The sequence below is a fragment of the Pseudomonas sp. CHM02 genome (genome assembly GCF_000612585.1).
GTDB lineage: Bacteria > Pseudomonadota > Gammaproteobacteria > Pseudomonadales > Pseudomonadaceae > Aquipseudomonas.
On record NZ_JFCA01000061.1, the window covers coordinates 1 to 14,088 of the forward strand.

The following is a 14,088-nucleotide window of genomic DNA, read 5'->3' on the forward strand; positions in this document are numbered from 1 at the left end:
GATCCTCATCGTTTTCAAGACCGCAAAAAGGCGCCTTTCGGCGCCTTTGCTTTATTGCAGCTATCGATCAGGCCATTTCAGCCGTGGTTTCGAACTCGAAGGTCAGCTCGCCGTCCTTCAGGTCGATGTGCACCACGCCACCATGGTCGGAGAGTTCGCCGAACAGGATCTCTTCGGCCAATGGCCGCTTGATCTTGTCCTGGATCAGACGTGCCATTGGGCGAGCGCCCATTGCAGCGTCGTAGCCACCCTCTGCCAGCCAGTTGCGCGCCGCGTCCGTCACGTCCAACTGCACGCGCTTGTCTTCCAACTGCGCCTGAAGCTCGGTGAGAAACTTGTCCACCACGCTTTTGATGACCTCATGGCTGAGGCGACCAAACTGGATAATGGTGTCCAGGCGGTTGCGGAACTCCGGCGTGAAGCTCTTCTTGATCACTTCCATGGCATCGGAAGAGTGATCCTGATGCGTGAAGCCGATCGAAGCCCGCGCGGCCGTTTCGGCACCGGCGTTGGTGGTCATGATCACGATCACGTTGCGGAAATCCGCCTTGCGCCCGTTGTTGTCGGTCAGGGTGCCGTGGTCCATCACCTGCAGCAGCAGGTTGAAGACTTCGGGGTGGGCCTTCTCGATTTCATCGAGCAGCAATACGCAATGCGGCTGCTTGGTAATCGCCTCGGTCAACAGGCCGCCCTGGTCGAAACCGACATAGCCCGGAGGCGCACCGATCAGGCGCGACACAGTGTGGCGCTCCATGTATTCGGACATGTCGAACCGCACCAGCTCGATCCCCATGGCCTTGGCCAACTGCCGCGCCGCCTCGGTCTTGCCGACGCCGGTCGGGCCGGCGAACAGGAACGAACCGACAGGCTTGTCCGGCGACTTGAGGCCCGCACGCGACAGCTTGATCGCGGTGGACAGCGAGTCGATGGCGGCATCCTGGCCGAACACGGTGAGCTTGAGGTCGCGCTCCAGGTTACGCAGCAGCTCCTTGTCGGAACTGGTGACGTGCTTTGGCGGAATCCGCGCAATCTTGGCCACGATGTCCTCGACCTGAGGCACATCGATGCGTTTGACACGCTTCTCGACCGGCTGCAGGCGCTGGTAGGCGCCCGCCTCGTCAATCACGTCGATGGCTTTGTCCGGCATGTGGCGGTCGTTGATGTAGCGCGACGCCAGCTCGGCCGCCGAACGCAACGCCTCATCGGTGTACTCGATACCATGGTGCGCTTCGAAACGCCCCTTGAGCCCGCGCAGGATGCCGATGGTGTCCTCAACCGAAGGCTCTGACACGTCGACCTTCTGGAAGCGCCGCGCCAAGGCACGGTCTTTCTCGAAGATGCCGCGGAACTCCTGGAACGTGGTCGAACCGATGCAACGGATATCACCCGACGACAGCAGCGGCTTGAGCAGGTTGGAGGCATCCATCACCCCACCGGATGCCGCGCCGGCACCAATGATGGTGTGGATTTCATCGATGAACAGGATGGCCTGCGGGCGTTTTTTCAGCTCGCCGAGCAGCGCCTTGAAGCGCTTCTCGAAATCGCCACGGTACTTGGTCCCGGCGAGCAAGGCGCCCAGGTCAAGGGAGTAGACAACGCTATTGGCCAGCAGGTCCGGTACCTGGTTATCCACGATACGCTTGGCCAGGCCTTCGGCAATCGCGGTTTTACCCACGCCTGCCTCACCCACCAGCAACGGGTTGTTCTTGCGACGACGCGCAAGGATCTGCGCTACGCGCTCAACCTCAAGCTCACGCCCCACCAGCGGATCGATCCGCCCCTGGCGCGCCAGTTCATTGAGATTGCTGGCATAGGCATCCAGTGGATTGCCCGAAGAAGAAGACTCGCCGCCCTCGTCGTCCTGCATATCCTGCTCACCCTCGGAATGATCGCCGTGCCCAGGCACCTTGGAGATACCGTGGGCGATGTAGTTGACGACATCGATACGGGCAACGCTCTGCTGTTTAAGCAGGAACACTGCCTGGCTTTCCTGTTCGCTGAAAATCGCCACAAGCACATTGGCGCCTGTGACTTCACGCTTACCGGAGCTCTGAACGTGGAAAACAGCACGCTGCAATACCCGCTGGAAGCCCAGCGTTGGCTGGGTCTCACGGTCCTCGTCATGTACGGGGATCAGTGGCGTGGTGGAGTCGATAAACTCCTGCAGGTCGTGCTTGAGCTTGTCGAGGTTGGCGCCGCACGCACGCAGAACGGTGGCGGCAGCTTCGTTATCCAAAAGTGCCAGCAGCAGGTGTTCGACGGTCATGAACTCATGACGCTTCGAACGGGCCTCCTTGAAGGCAAGATTGAGGGTGACTTCGAGCTCGCGGTTTAACATAGCTTCACCTCATACCCAAGTGGTCGGCGTTAACCGTCCTTCTCGATTTCACAGAGTAGCGGATGCTGGCTTTCCCTGGCGTACTGGTTGACCTGCATGGCCTTTGTCTCGGCGATGTCGCGGGTAAACACTCCACATACTGCCCGTCCTTCTGTGTGAACGGCCAGCATTACCTTGGTCGCCAACTCGCGGTTCAGGTTAAAAAACACCTCGAGCACTTCGACCACGAAATCCATCGGTGTGTAGTCATCATTGAACAAAACCACCTTGTACATCGGCGGCGCCTGTAGAGCAGGCTTGGCCTCCTGAACAGCAATGCCTGCAGAACCGTCGTCATCATGTTCCTGATCCGGTCGATCCTGATTGAATGTTAGTCGAATCTGGCTGTTTGCATGCATGGAAAGAAAGGTTCGTCAGTGGTTCAAATACAGTGGTGGGGGCGACCTGTCAGAATTTCAACTGCTGACCGGCCGGTCGCCTTGACTATCGGCGAAACGGTGTTACAACCAATAGAACCCACAGTGGGTAAAAAAGGTCCGCGCAGTCAACCTTATTTATTCGGGTTAGGACGGATAAACTGGATGATACTCCAGTGATGGAGTCTGGTGCAGAGGGATATGGGCATGGCAAGCGGTAAGGTCAAGTGGTTCAACAATGCCAAAGGGTACGGCTTCATTATTGAAGACGGCAAGCAGGAAGACCTTTTTGCGCATTACTCAGCGATCCAAATGGACGGTTATAAAACGCTGAAAGCAGGGCAGCCGGTCTCCTTTGACATTATTCAGGGACCCAAAGGAAAGCACGCAATCGCAATCAGTGCGCCAGTCACCATCGGCACAGCAAAAGACGGCGTCGCTCAAAAATCAAAAAAGCAACTGGCCTGATCGGCCACCGAGCAAGCGCCTGATTAAAAACCGGCCATTCCGTTTACGGTATGGCCGGTTTTTTATTGCCAATCGCTTACATATGCGAGATCAGCGCATCACCAAAGCCCGACGACGACACCAGCTTCGCACCGTCCATCAAACGCTCGAAGTCATAGGTCACGGTCTTGGCCGAGATCGCACCGTTGGTGCCCTTGATGATCAAGTCCGCCGCCTCGGTCCAGCCCATGTGCCGCAGCATCATTTCCGCCGACAGAATCAACGAACCCGGGTTGACCTGGTCCTTGCCCGCATACTTGGGCGCAGTACCATGGGTCGCCTCGAACATCGCCACGGTGTCCGACAGGTTGGCACCCGGCGCAATACCGATACCGCCCACTTCCGCCGCCAAGGCATCAGACAGGTAGTCACCGTTCAGGTTGAGGGTGGCGATCACGTCGTACTCAGCCGGACGCAGCAGGATCTGCTGAAGCATGGCATCGGCGATGGCGTCCTTGACCACCACGTTCTTGCCGGTCTTCGGGTTCTTGAACTGCATCCACGGGCCGCCGTCGAGCAGCGTGGCCCCGAACTCTTCGGCCGCCACTTCGTAGGCCCATTCCTTGAAGGCACCTTCGGTGAACTTCATGATGTTGCCCTTGTGCACAATGGTCAGCGAGTCGCGGTCGTTATCCACTACATATTGCAGGGCTTTACGCGCCAGACGCTTGGTCCCTTCCTTGGAGACAGGCTTCACGCCAATCCCGCAATCCTGGTCGAAACGGATCTTGGTGACGCCCATTTCTTCCTTGAGGAACTTGATCACCTTGACCGCTTCGGGCGAGCCGGCCTTCCACTCGATCCCGGCGTAAATGTCTTCGGAGTTTTCACGGAAGATGGTCATGTCCACATCGCCAGGCTTCTTGACCGGGCTGGGCACGCCTTCGAACCAGCGCACCGGGCGCAGGCATACATACAGGTCGAGTTGTTGACGCAGGGCCACGTTCAACGAACGGATGCCGCCACCGACCGGCGTGGTCAGCGGGCCCTTGATGGACACCACGTAATCCTTGACCGCATCCAGGGTCTCCTGGGGCAGCCAGGTGTCCTGGTCGTAGACTTGAGTCGCTTTCTCGCCGGCATAAACCTCCATCCACGAGATTTTGCGCTTGCCGCCGTAGGCCTTTTCAACAGCTGCGTCGACCACCTTGATCATCACCGGGCTGATGTCGACGCCGATACCGTCACCTTCGATGTAAGGGATGATCGGTTGGTCAGGAACATTGAGAGAATGGTCTGCATTGACGGTGATTTTGTCGCCGACTGCCGGAACCTGAATCTTCTTGTATCCCATGCTGAACTCCATCTATGGATTGAACATCTGGCTGCGTTCGAGCCTACTCCAGATAAATGGCGACTGAAACCTCACGCCATGCTCATTTGCATCGAAAACAGCATAATTTGTCGCCTACAAGCCTGAAAGCAAAGGCAAAATCGCCAATCTCGAGCACATCGTGCGACTTTGGTCGCAACCTGGGCCCTGCGACCTTTAGACCAATGGACGACACACCTTTTGTATGAAGGCTCGGCGTAAGCATAGCGACCTATGTATAATGCCGCCGCTGACCAAAGAGTCACGACGGCCGACCGCTCTATAACAGTGCCCTCCGCCAGAAAAGCCGGACTAAACAATAGTCCACCCGCTTGACGCTCGACTGATGCAACCCAACATCACCGCGAAGAAACCTCGACATTTCGCTCATGGATGACTTTGAACGAACGCGCTCCACCCGGCGCATCTCGAGTTTCTGCGCACGCTTTCAGCAAAGAAGAGAGTTAATCCGAATATGCCCACCCGCTCGAAGATCATCTACACCTTCACCGACGAAGCCCCAGCCCTCGCCACCTATTCACTGCTGCCTATCGTAGAGGCCTTCACCGCTTCCGCTGATATTGCCGTGGAAACCCGCGACATCTCCCTCGCCGGGCGCATCCTCGCAAGCTTCCCCGAGCAACTGGGCACCAAGGCTATCCCGGACCACCTCGCCGAACTGGGCGACCTGGCCGTTACGCCTGAAGCCAACATCATCAAGCTGCCTAACATCAGCGCCTCGACCCCGCAGCTGCAAGCCGCGATCAAGGAACTGCAGGCCCAGGGCTACGCCCTGCCGGACTACCCGGAAACCGTAACCACCGACGCGGAAAAAGAAACCCGTGCACGTTACGACAAGGTCAAGGGCAGCGCCGTGAACCCGGTACTGCGCGAAGGCAACTCCGACCGCCGCGCACCGCTGTCGGTCAAGAACTATGCACGCAAGCACCCGCACAAGATGGGCGCCTGGGCTGCCGACTCCAAGTCGCACATCGCCCACATGAGCAACGGCGACTTCTACGGCAGCGAAAAGGCCGTGCAGATCGAAGCCGCTGACGCTGTCAAAATCGAGCTGATCGCTCAAGACGGTACCGCCACCGTCCTGAAGGAAAAGACGTCGGTACAGGCCGGCGAAATCATCGACACCGCCGTGCTGAGCAAGAAAGCCCTGCGCGCGTTCATCGCCGCTGAAATCGAAGACGCCAAGAAACAAGGCGTGCTGCTGTCGGTTCACCTGAAAGCCACCATGATGAAGGTCTCCGACCCGATCATGTTCGGCCAGATCGTGGCCGAGTTCTATAAAGACGCCCTGGCCAAGCACGCCACCGTGCTGGAGCAGATCGGCTTCAACCTGAACAACGGCATCGGCGACCTGTACGCTCGCATCAAGGCCCTGCCGGCCGAGCAGCAAGCGCAGATCGAAGCTGACATCCAGGCGGTCTATGCCGCTCGCCCTTCCCTGGCGATGGTCAACTCCGACAAAGGCATCACCAACCTGCACGTGCCGAGCGACGTGATCGTCGACGCCTCGATGCCAGCCATGATCCGTGACTCCGGCAAGATGTGGGGCACCGACGGCCAGCTGCACGACACCAAGGCCGTGATCCCGGATCGCTGCTACGCCACCATCTACCAGGCAGTCATCGAAGACTGCAAGGCCAATGGCGCCTTCGACCCAACCACCATGGGCAGCGTGCCAAACGTTGGCCTGATGGCGAAGAAAGCCGAAGAGTACGGCTCCCACGACAAGACCTTCCAGATCAAGGCTGACGGCGTAGTCCGCGTCACCGACAGCAAGGGCAACCTGCTGATGGAACAGAAAGTCGAAGCCGGCGACATCTTCCGCATGTGCCAGACCAAGGACGCGCCGATCCAGGACTGGGTCAAACTGGCCGTCAACCGTGCCCGCGCCAGCAACACCCCGGCCATTTTCTGGCTGGACCCACAGCGTGCACACGATGGCGTCGTGGTCGAGAAAGTCCAGGCTTACCTGAAAGACCACAACACCGAAGGCCTGGATATCCGCATCATGTCGCCTGTCGACGCGATGAAGTTCACCCTGGAACGCACCCGCAAGGGCCTGGACACCATCTCGGTGACCGGCAACGTACTGCGCGACTACCTGACCGACCTGTTCCCGATCATGGAACTGGGCACCAGCGCCAAGATGCTGTCGATCGTGCCGCTGATGAACGGCGGCGGCCTGTTCGAAACCGGCGCCGGCGGCTCGGCTCCGAAGCACGTGCAACAACTGCTGGAAGAAAACTTCCTGCGCTGGGATTCCCTGGGCGAGTTCCTGGCCCTGGCCGCATCCCTTGAGCATTTGGGTGTGACATACAACAACCCGAAAGCCCTGGTGCTGTCCAAGACCCTGGACCAGGCCACCGGCCAGTTCCTGGACAACAACAAGTCGCCATCGCGCAAAGTCGGCAACATCGACAACCGCGGCAGCCACTTCTACCTGGCGCTGTACTGGGCTCAAGCCCTGGCCGCCCAGACCGAAGACACTGCACTGCAGGCGCAGTTCGGCGAACTGGCCAAGACCCTGAGCGACAACGAGGCGACCATCGTTGCCGAGCTGAACGCCGTACAGGGCAAGCCAGTGGACATCGGCGGCTACTACGCGCCGAACCCGGATCTGACCAGCAAGGCCATGCGCCCAAGCAACACCCTCAACGCGGCGATTGCCAAGCTGAAGTAAGGTTGTAAGGATGCAAAGAAGCCCCGGCCCTGTGCCGGGGTTTTTATTTACACTCCGCTTTTACTGAACAAACCCAATCAAATGTGGGAGCTGGCTTGCCTGCGATTGCAGTCTGCCAGTTGATACAACTGCAACTGAACCACCGCCATCGCAGGCAAGCCAGCTCCCACACCGACTGAGTTTCTCCAGCCACACCCATCTTGAGGCCGCTTATGACCTGGCAACCCCACATCACCGTCGCCACCATCGTCGAAGACAACGGCCGCTTCCTGATGGTCGAAGAACTCAAGGGCGGCCGCGCCGTGCTCAACCAGCCCGCCGGCCACCTCGACCCGCACGAAACCCTCACCCAAGCCGCGGTACGCGAAACCCTCGAAGAAACCGGCTGGGACGTCGAAGCCACCGGCGTCGTCGGTATTTACCTGTACACCGCGCCCAGCAACGGCGTGACCTACCAGCGCGTGTGTTTCATCGCCAAAGCCCTGAAACACCACCCGGATTATCAACTCGACGAAGGCATCGTGCGGGCCCGCTGGCTGACTCGCGACGAACTGATGGACCTGCGCGACGACTGGCGCAGCGAGCTGATCATCCGCTGTATCGACGATTATCTGGCCGGTCACTGCCACCGTCTCGAATTGATCCGCCCTTCTCTTTAGCCTTGACGGCTCCAGCCTGATAGAATCGCGTCCTTTTTCAAGACACCCGTTGAAACCCTATGCGTGATCCAGCCCCTTCTGACACACAAAAGAAGCGCGTCATCGTCGGCATGTCCGGCGGCGTGGATTCTTCCGTTTCCGCCGTTCTGCTCATGGAGCAGGGTTATGAGGTGGAAGGCCTGTTCATGAAGAACTGGGAAGAAGACGATGGAACGGAATATTGCACCGCGATGGACGACCTGGCAGACGCCCAGGCCGTGTGCGACAAGATTGGCATCAAGCTGCACACCGCCAACTTCGCCGCCGAGTACTGGGACAACGTGTTCGAGCACTTCCTGGCCGAATACAAGGCCGGTCGTACGCCGAACCCGGATATCCTGTGCAACCGCGAGATCAAGTTCAAGGCGTTCCTCGACTACGCCATGATGCTCGGCGCCGACCTGATCGCCACTGGCCACTACGTGCGTCGTCGCGATATCGATGGCCGCACCGAACTGCTCAAGGGCCTGGACCCCAACAAGGACCAGAGCTACTTCCTGCACGCCGTCGGCGGTGAACAGATCGCCAAGACCCTGTTCCCGGTGGGCGAACTGGAAAAGCCCGAAGTGCGCAAGATCGCCGAGAAACACGGCCTGGCCACCGCCAAGAAGAAGGATTCCACCGGGATCTGCTTTATCGGCGAGCGCCGCTTCAGCGACTTCCTCAAGCAATACCTACCGGCGCAGCCGGGCGAAATCAAGACCACTGACGGTGAAGTGATCGGCCGCCACCACGGCCTGATGTACCACACCATCGGCCAGCGCCAGGGCCTGGGCATCGGTGGCCTGAAAGATGCCGGTGAAGAACCGTGGTACGTGCTGGTCAAGGACCTGGAGCACAACGTGCTGATCGTCGGCCAGGGCAACGAACACCCGCTGCTGTTCTCCGGCGCCCTGCTCGCCTCCGAGATCTACTGGGTCAACCCGATCGACTTGAGCACGCCACGGCGCCTGACCGCCAAAGTGCGCTATCGCCAGAGCGACCAGCCGTGCACTCTGGAAAAGACTGCCACCGGTTACCGCGCCACCTTCGATGACCCGCAACGCGCGGTCACCCCTGGCCAGTCCGTGGTGTTCTATGACGGCGAAATCTGCCTGGGCGGCGGCGTGATTGAAGTCGCCGAAGCCTGGAGCACCCCGGCATGAGCCCGACCCAGGAGCAATTGACGGCACTTGGCGGGGTGTTCCTCGCCGCGGTGCTGGTGGACAAGATCGCCAAGACCGGCCAGGTCACCGAGGCAGGCCTGACCTGCATGCTCGGCAGCCTGCTGATCCGCGACCCCAAGGACACCCTGGAAGTCTATGGTGGCGATGACCTGGCGCTGCGCGAAGGTTACCGCGCGCTGATCGGCGCACTGGAGCGCGACCCCAGCACCCTGCAGCGTGAGCCACTGCGCTACGCCCTGTCGATGCTCGGCCTGGAGCGTCAACTGGCCAAGCGCGACGACATGCTGGAGATCATCGGCAAGCGCCTGCCGCAGATCCAGTCCCAGGTGGAACACTTCGGCCCGGCCCACGAAAACGTGATCGCGGCCTGTGGCGCGCTGTACCAGGACACCTTGAGCACCTTGCGTCAGCGGATCCAGGTCCACGGCGACATGCGCAACCTGCAGCAACCGAACAACGCCTCGAAAATCCGCGCCCTGCTCCTGGCCGGTATTCGTTCAGCGCGGTTGTGGCGCCAGTTGGGCGGTCATCGTTGGCAACTGGTGATCAGCCGGCGCAAATTGCTCAAAGAGCTTTACCCGTTGATGCGCAACGAATAAGTCGCACCAGCAGGCCTTTTTCAAGCCGTTACGCGTAATACGCCGGTCAGTTGGCAACGGACCGGCGGATTTTTTCATGTATGATACGCGCCCCATTTCGTTGCCCGACTGTCCGAGAACACCCCATGCAGCTCTCTTCGCTCACTGCGGTTTCCCCTGTTGACGGCCGCTACGCCGGCAAAACCCAGGCCCTGCGCCCTATTTTCAGCGAATACGGCCTGATCCGTGCTCGTGTACTGGTTGAAGTGCGCTGGCTCCAGCGCCTGGCCGCTCACCCCGCCATCAGCGAAGTGCCGGCGTTCTCCGCCGAAGCCAACGCTGTGCTTAACACCCTGGCGGAAAACTTCTCCCTGGAGCACGCCGAGCGTGTGAAAGAGATCGAGCGCACCACCAACCATGACGTCAAAGCCATCGAATACCTGCTCAAAGAGCAAGCGGCCAAGCTGCCGGAACTGGCCCAGGTCAGCGAGTTCATCCACTTTGCCTGCACCAGCGAGGACATCAACAACCTGTCCCACGCCCTGATGCTGCGCGAAGGCCGTGATGACGTGATGCTGCCGCTGATGCGCCAGACCGCCAATGCCATCCGCGAACTGGCCATCCGCTTCGCCGACATGCCGATGCTGTCGCGCACCCACGGCCAGCCGGCATCGCCGACGACCCTGGGCAAAGAACTGGCCAACGTGGTGTACCGCCTGGAGCGCCAGATCGCTCAAGTCGCCGCCGTACCGCTGCTGGGCAAGATCAACGGCGCCGTAGGCAACTACAACGCCCACCTGTCGGCCTACCCGGAGATCGACTGGGAAGCCAATGCCCGCGCCTTCATCGAAGACGAGCTGGGCCTGGGCTTTAACCCGTACACCACGCAGATCGAACCGCACGACTACATCGCCGAGCTGTTCGACGCCATTGCGCGCTTCAACACCATCCTGATCGACTTCGATCGCGATATCTGGGGCTACATCTCCCTGGGTTACTTCAAGCAGCGCACCATTGCCGGCGAAATCGGTTCGTCGACCATGCCGCACAAGGTCAACCCGATCGACTTCGAAAACTCCGAAGGCAACCTCGGCATCGCCAACGCCCTGTTCCAGCACCTGGCCAGCAAGTTGCCGATCTCCCGCTGGCAGCGCGACCTGACCGACTCCACCGTGCTGCGCAACCTCGGCGTGGGCTTTGCCCACAGCGTGATCGCGTACGAAGCCAGCCTCAAAGGCATCAGCAAGCTCGAGCTCAATGAGCAGAAGATCGCCGCTGACCTGGACGCTTGCTGGGAAGTATTGGCCGAGCCGATCCAGACCGTGATGCGCCGCTACAACATCGAGAACCCGTACGAGAAGCTGAAAGAGTTGACGCGCGGCAAGGGCATCAGCCCTGAAGCACTGCAAACGTTCATCGACGGCCTGGACATGCCAGCCGCTGCCAAGGCCGAGCTGAAACTGCTCACCCCGGCCAACTACATCGGCAACGCCGTCGAGCAAGCCAAGCGCATCTGATCATCGCTCGACCCTTTGAGACGCCCGGCCGCGCCGGGCGTTTTTATTCCAGTCTGAAAAGTGCTTTTTTTCAATAGGTTACACATGAATCCTGATATTCCTCTTCAACTTCTGGGCGGCATCACTGCGCGGGAATTCCTGCGCGACTACTGGCAGAAAAAGCCGCTGCTGATCCGCCAGGCCATCCCTGATTTCGAAAGCCCGATCGATGCCGACGAACTGGCCGGCCTGGCGCTGGAAGAAGAAGTCGAGTCGCGCCTGGTGATCGAACACGGCGAGCGTCCGTGGGAACTGCGTCGCGGCCCGTTCGCCGAAGATGCATTCAGCACCCTGCCCGAGCGCGAGTGGACCCTGCTGGTGCAGGCCGTCGACCAGTTCGTACCGGAAGTCGCCGAACTACTGGAGCACTTCCGCTTCCTGCCAAGCTGGCGCATCGACGATGTGATGATCAGCTTCGCCGCGCCAGGCGGCAGCGTTGGCCCGCACTTCGATAACTACGATGTGTTCCTGCTGCAGGCCCAGGGCAAGCGCAACTGGAAGATCGGCCAGATGTGCAACGCCGAGAGCCCGCTGCTGCAGCACGCCGACCTGCGCATCCTCGCCGAATTCGAAGAAAGCGCCGAATGGGTATTGGAACCGGGCGACATGCTCTACCTGCCGCCGCGCCTGGCGCACTTCGGCATTGCCGAAGACGACTGCATGACCTATTCCGTGGGCTTCCGTGCACCCAGCGCCGCTGAAGTACTGACCCACTTCACCGATTTCCTCAGCCAGTACCTGACTGACGAGGAGCGCTACACCGACGCTGACGCCCAACCGGTCAGCGACCCGCACCAGATTCAGGGCGACGCGCTGGACCGCCTCAAGAGCCTGCTGGCCGAGCACATGAGCGACGAGCGCATGCTGCTGACCTGGTTCGGCCAGTTCATGACCGAGCCGCGCTACCCGGAACTGGTGGCCGGTGAGGAACTGGGCGAAGAAGACTTCATCAACAGCCTGCAAGACGGCGCGATCCTGGTACGCAACCCAAGCGCGCGCCTGGCCTGGTCGGAAGTCGACGACGACGTGCTGCTGTTTGCCAGTGGCCAGAGCCGCTACCTGCCCGGCAAGCTGCGCGAGCTGCTGAAGCTGGTGTGCTCCGCTGATGCGCTGCACAGCGAGAACCTCGGCGAATGGCTGGCGGACGAAGACGGCCGCGATCTGCTGTGCGAATTGGTCAAGCAAGGAAGCCTGGGATTTGCCGATGAATAAGATTCACGTAAGTGTCGCGGACTGGCGAAAGGATATCGACGAGATTCGGCGCATTCGTGAAGCGGTATTTGTCGCCGAACAATCGGTTCCACCTGAACTGGAGTGGGACGCGGACGACGCCGGCGCGGTGCATTTCCTTGCATTCGAAGGTGATTTTCCGATCGGTACCGCGCGCCTGCTGCCCAGCGGCGAGATCGGGCGCGTGTCGGTGCTCAAGGACTGGCGCGGGCTGAAAGTCGGCGACAAGCTGATGGAAGCGGTGATCGGCGTGGCCGAGAAGCGCGGCCAGGCCAAGCAGTTCCTGAGCGCGCAGGTGTATGCGGCGCCGTTCTATGAGCGACTGGGCTTCAAGATCGTCAGCGACGAATTCCTTGAAGTCGGGATTCCGCACGTAGATATGGTGCGCGAGGGCTGACTCCCCCGTGGTGAGCGAGCTTGCTGTGGTGAGCGGGCTTGCCCCGCGCCGGGCTGCGTAGCAGCCCTAAAAAGCTGACGCCGCGTTCTTTCTGAAAGAACGCGGCGTTTTTTTATGGGGCGGCTGCGCAGCCCAGCGCGGGGCAAGCCCGCTCACCACAGCAAGCCCGCTCACCACAACAGCTCTACCCGGCACAGCAGGCTCAATCCTCACTAAACTTGCCACCAGCCAGGCCGACAAACTGGCACTATCCAGCCTTTGACTCGCAGAGATAACGGACATGTCCCTACGCACCCTGCTCACCGCCCTCCTCCTGACCGCCAGCGTCTCGGCGATGGCCGACACCGAAGTCGTCAACCTGAGCAACCGCACCAGCGCCGACCTGCTCCCCGTGGCGCAGAACTTCATCGGCAAGGACGGCACCGTCAGCGCCTACGGCAACCAGTTGATCGTGAATGCCGACCCCGCCAAAATCCAGGACCTGCGCGCCCTGCTCTCCCAACTGGACACCCCCGCCAAGCGCCTGCTGATCACCGTCGACACCAACGAAAACAACCAGCAGAACGGCGGCGACAGCCAGACCCGCATCATCAGCTATGGCACTGCCAGCCGCGACGGCGGCATCCAGCAGATCCAGGCCAGCGAAGGTATACCTGCGCTGATCCAGGTCGGCCAGAGCGTACCGCTGACCACCACCCAGCAGGACAGCTACGGCCGCCTGCAGAACCAGACCCAGTATCGCAACGTGACCCAGGGCTTCTATGTGACCGCCAGCGTCACCGGCGAGACCGTTCACCTGGCGATCAGTACCAACCGTGACCGCATGAGCCAGGAGCGTCCCGATGTAGTGAACGTGCAGAGCACCGACACAACTGTCAGCGGGCGCCTGGGCGAGTGGATCTCCCTGGCCGGCATCAATCGCGAGACCCAGGCCGACAAATCCGCTACAACCCGCAGCTACTCTACCCAGGGCCGCGACGACCTGACTTTGCGGGTCAAGGTCGACACCCTGAACTGAAGCACCAAAAACTGACTGGCGAGTCGCATTAGACTAAAGATGTAGTGCTTTAAAAAAAGCACTACAAAACATTTGACGATCCAAAAAAGCATGGGCATGATGGCCTCGCTCCCGCTAATCAGGGGCCCTGGCAAGGGCCTTCGGATCGTCGCTCTACGCTACCCACCTGAG

The 14,088-nt window shown here is 60.2% G+C and carries 12 protein-coding genes; 9 read left to right on the top strand and 3 right to left on the bottom strand.

The genetic code is table 11. The annotated features are described in order from the left end of the window. Positions 1-67 precede the first annotated feature (67 nt). Positions 68-2,338 carry an ATP-dependent Clp protease ATP-binding subunit ClpA gene (gene clpA, locus BM70_RS0127240; protein ID WP_025858957.1) on the bottom strand — a complete coding sequence of 757 codons (2,271 nt, stop codon included), beginning with the start codon at positions 2,336-2,338 and terminating at the stop codon, positions 68-70. A gap of 29 nt (positions 2,339-2,367) precedes the next feature. Further along, positions 2,368-2,736, bottom strand: a complete 369-nt coding sequence (gene clpS, locus BM70_RS0127245; RefSeq protein WP_005789091.1) for an ATP-dependent Clp protease adapter ClpS — start codon at positions 2,734-2,736, stop codon at positions 2,368-2,370. Between the two features lie 225 nt (positions 2,737-2,961). On the opposite strand from clpS, the gene cspD reads away from it, so the two are divergent. Then, entirely contained in the window at positions 2,962-3,222 is a 261-nt protein-coding gene (gene cspD, locus BM70_RS0127250; RefSeq protein WP_177326597.1) for a cold shock domain-containing protein CspD, read from the top strand. A gap of 76 nt (positions 3,223-3,298) precedes the next feature. On the opposite strand, the gene icd is transcribed toward cspD, so the two are convergent. Beyond that, a complete protein-coding gene (gene icd / locus BM70_RS0127255; RefSeq protein WP_025858959.1) occupies positions 3,299-4,555 on the bottom strand; it encodes an NADP-dependent isocitrate dehydrogenase in 1,257 nt (418 codons plus the stop codon). Positions 4,556-5,048: 493 nt separating this feature from the next. Between icd and BM70_RS0127260 the strand changes: the two genes are divergently transcribed. From BM70_RS0127260 to BM70_RS0127295, 8 genes are all read left to right on the top strand, one after another. After that, entirely contained in the window at positions 5,049-7,274 is a 2,226-nt protein-coding gene (locus BM70_RS0127260) for an NADP-dependent isocitrate dehydrogenase (RefSeq protein WP_025858960.1), read from the top strand. A 212-nt stretch (positions 7,275-7,486) separates the two neighbouring features. Next, the gene (locus BM70_RS0127265) at positions 7,487-7,933 is read left to right on the top strand and encodes an NUDIX hydrolase (protein ID WP_025858961.1); all 447 of its coding nucleotides are present in this window, start codon (positions 7,487-7,489) and stop codon (positions 7,931-7,933) included. 59 nt (positions 7,934-7,992) lie between these two features. Continuing rightward, positions 7,993-9,117: a tRNA 2-thiouridine(34) synthase MnmA gene (gene mnmA, locus BM70_RS0127270; protein WP_025858962.1), complete on the top strand. Its 1,125-nt coding sequence runs from the start codon at positions 7,993-7,995 to the stop codon at positions 9,115-9,117. Continuing rightward, complete coding sequence (hflD, locus tag BM70_RS0127275; RefSeq protein ID WP_025858963.1) at positions 9,114-9,737, top strand: high frequency lysogenization protein HflD; 624 nt, start codon at positions 9,114-9,116, stop codon at positions 9,735-9,737. Before mnmA ends, hflD begins: the two co-directional genes overlap by 4 nt. Before the next feature lie 125 nt (positions 9,738-9,862). Beyond that, positions 9,863-11,233, top strand: a complete 1,371-nt coding sequence (purB, locus tag BM70_RS0127280; RefSeq protein WP_025858964.1) for an adenylosuccinate lyase — start codon at positions 9,863-9,865, stop codon at positions 11,231-11,233. Between the two features lie 84 nt (positions 11,234-11,317). After that, the gene (locus BM70_RS0127285; RefSeq protein WP_025858965.1) at positions 11,318-12,484 is read left to right on the top strand and encodes a cupin domain-containing protein; all 1,167 of its coding nucleotides are present in this window, start codon (positions 11,318-11,320) and stop codon (positions 12,482-12,484) included. Then, positions 12,477-12,899 (top strand): GNAT family N-acetyltransferase, encoded by a 423-nt coding sequence (locus tag BM70_RS0127290; protein WP_025858966.1) that lies wholly within the window; start codon positions 12,477-12,479, stop codon positions 12,897-12,899. The genes BM70_RS0127285 and BM70_RS0127290 overlap by 8 nt, the downstream gene beginning before the upstream one ends. 280 nt (positions 12,900-13,179) lie before the next feature. Next, positions 13,180-13,917, top strand: a complete 738-nt coding sequence (locus BM70_RS0127295) for a secretin N-terminal domain-containing protein (protein ID WP_025858967.1) — start codon at positions 13,180-13,182, stop codon at positions 13,915-13,917. Positions 13,918-14,088: the final 171 nt, after the last annotated feature.

Excerpts from the sequence above, each read along its gene's own strand:
- BM70_RS0127290 (WP_025858966.1), top strand. The coding sequence starts at position 12,477 with ATGAATAAGATTCACGTAAGTGTCGCGGACTGGCGAAAGGATATCGAC.
- BM70_RS0127265 (WP_025858961.1), top strand. The coding sequence starts at position 7,487 with ATGACCTGGCAACCCCACATCACCGTCGCCACCATCGTCGAAGACAAC.
- hflD (WP_025858963.1), top strand. The coding sequence starts at position 9,114 with ATGAGCCCGACCCAGGAGCAATTGACGGCACTTGGCGGGGTGTTCCTC.
- BM70_RS0127285 (WP_025858965.1), top strand. The coding sequence starts at position 11,318 with ATGAATCCTGATATTCCTCTTCAACTTCTGGGCGGCATCACTGCGCGG.
- clpA (WP_025858957.1), bottom strand. The coding sequence starts at position 2,338 with ATGTTAAACCGCGAGCTCGAAGTCACCCTCAATCTTGCCTTCAAGGAG.
- icd (WP_025858959.1), bottom strand. The coding sequence starts at position 4,555 with ATGGGATACAAGAAGATTCAGGTTCCGGCAGTCGGCGACAAAATCACC.
- BM70_RS0127260 (WP_025858960.1), top strand. The coding sequence starts at position 5,049 with ATGCCCACCCGCTCGAAGATCATCTACACCTTCACCGACGAAGCCCCA.
- mnmA (WP_025858962.1), top strand. The coding sequence starts at position 7,993 with ATGCGTGATCCAGCCCCTTCTGACACACAAAAGAAGCGCGTCATCGTC.
- BM70_RS0127295 (WP_025858967.1), top strand. The coding sequence starts at position 13,180 with ATGTCCCTACGCACCCTGCTCACCGCCCTCCTCCTGACCGCCAGCGTC.
- purB (WP_025858964.1), top strand. The coding sequence starts at position 9,863 with ATGCAGCTCTCTTCGCTCACTGCGGTTTCCCCTGTTGACGGCCGCTAC.
- cspD (WP_177326597.1), top strand. The coding sequence starts at position 2,962 with ATGGCAAGCGGTAAGGTCAAGTGGTTCAACAATGCCAAAGGGTACGGC.
- clpS (WP_005789091.1), bottom strand. The coding sequence starts at position 2,736 with ATGCATGCAAACAGCCAGATTCGACTAACATTCAATCAGGATCGACCG.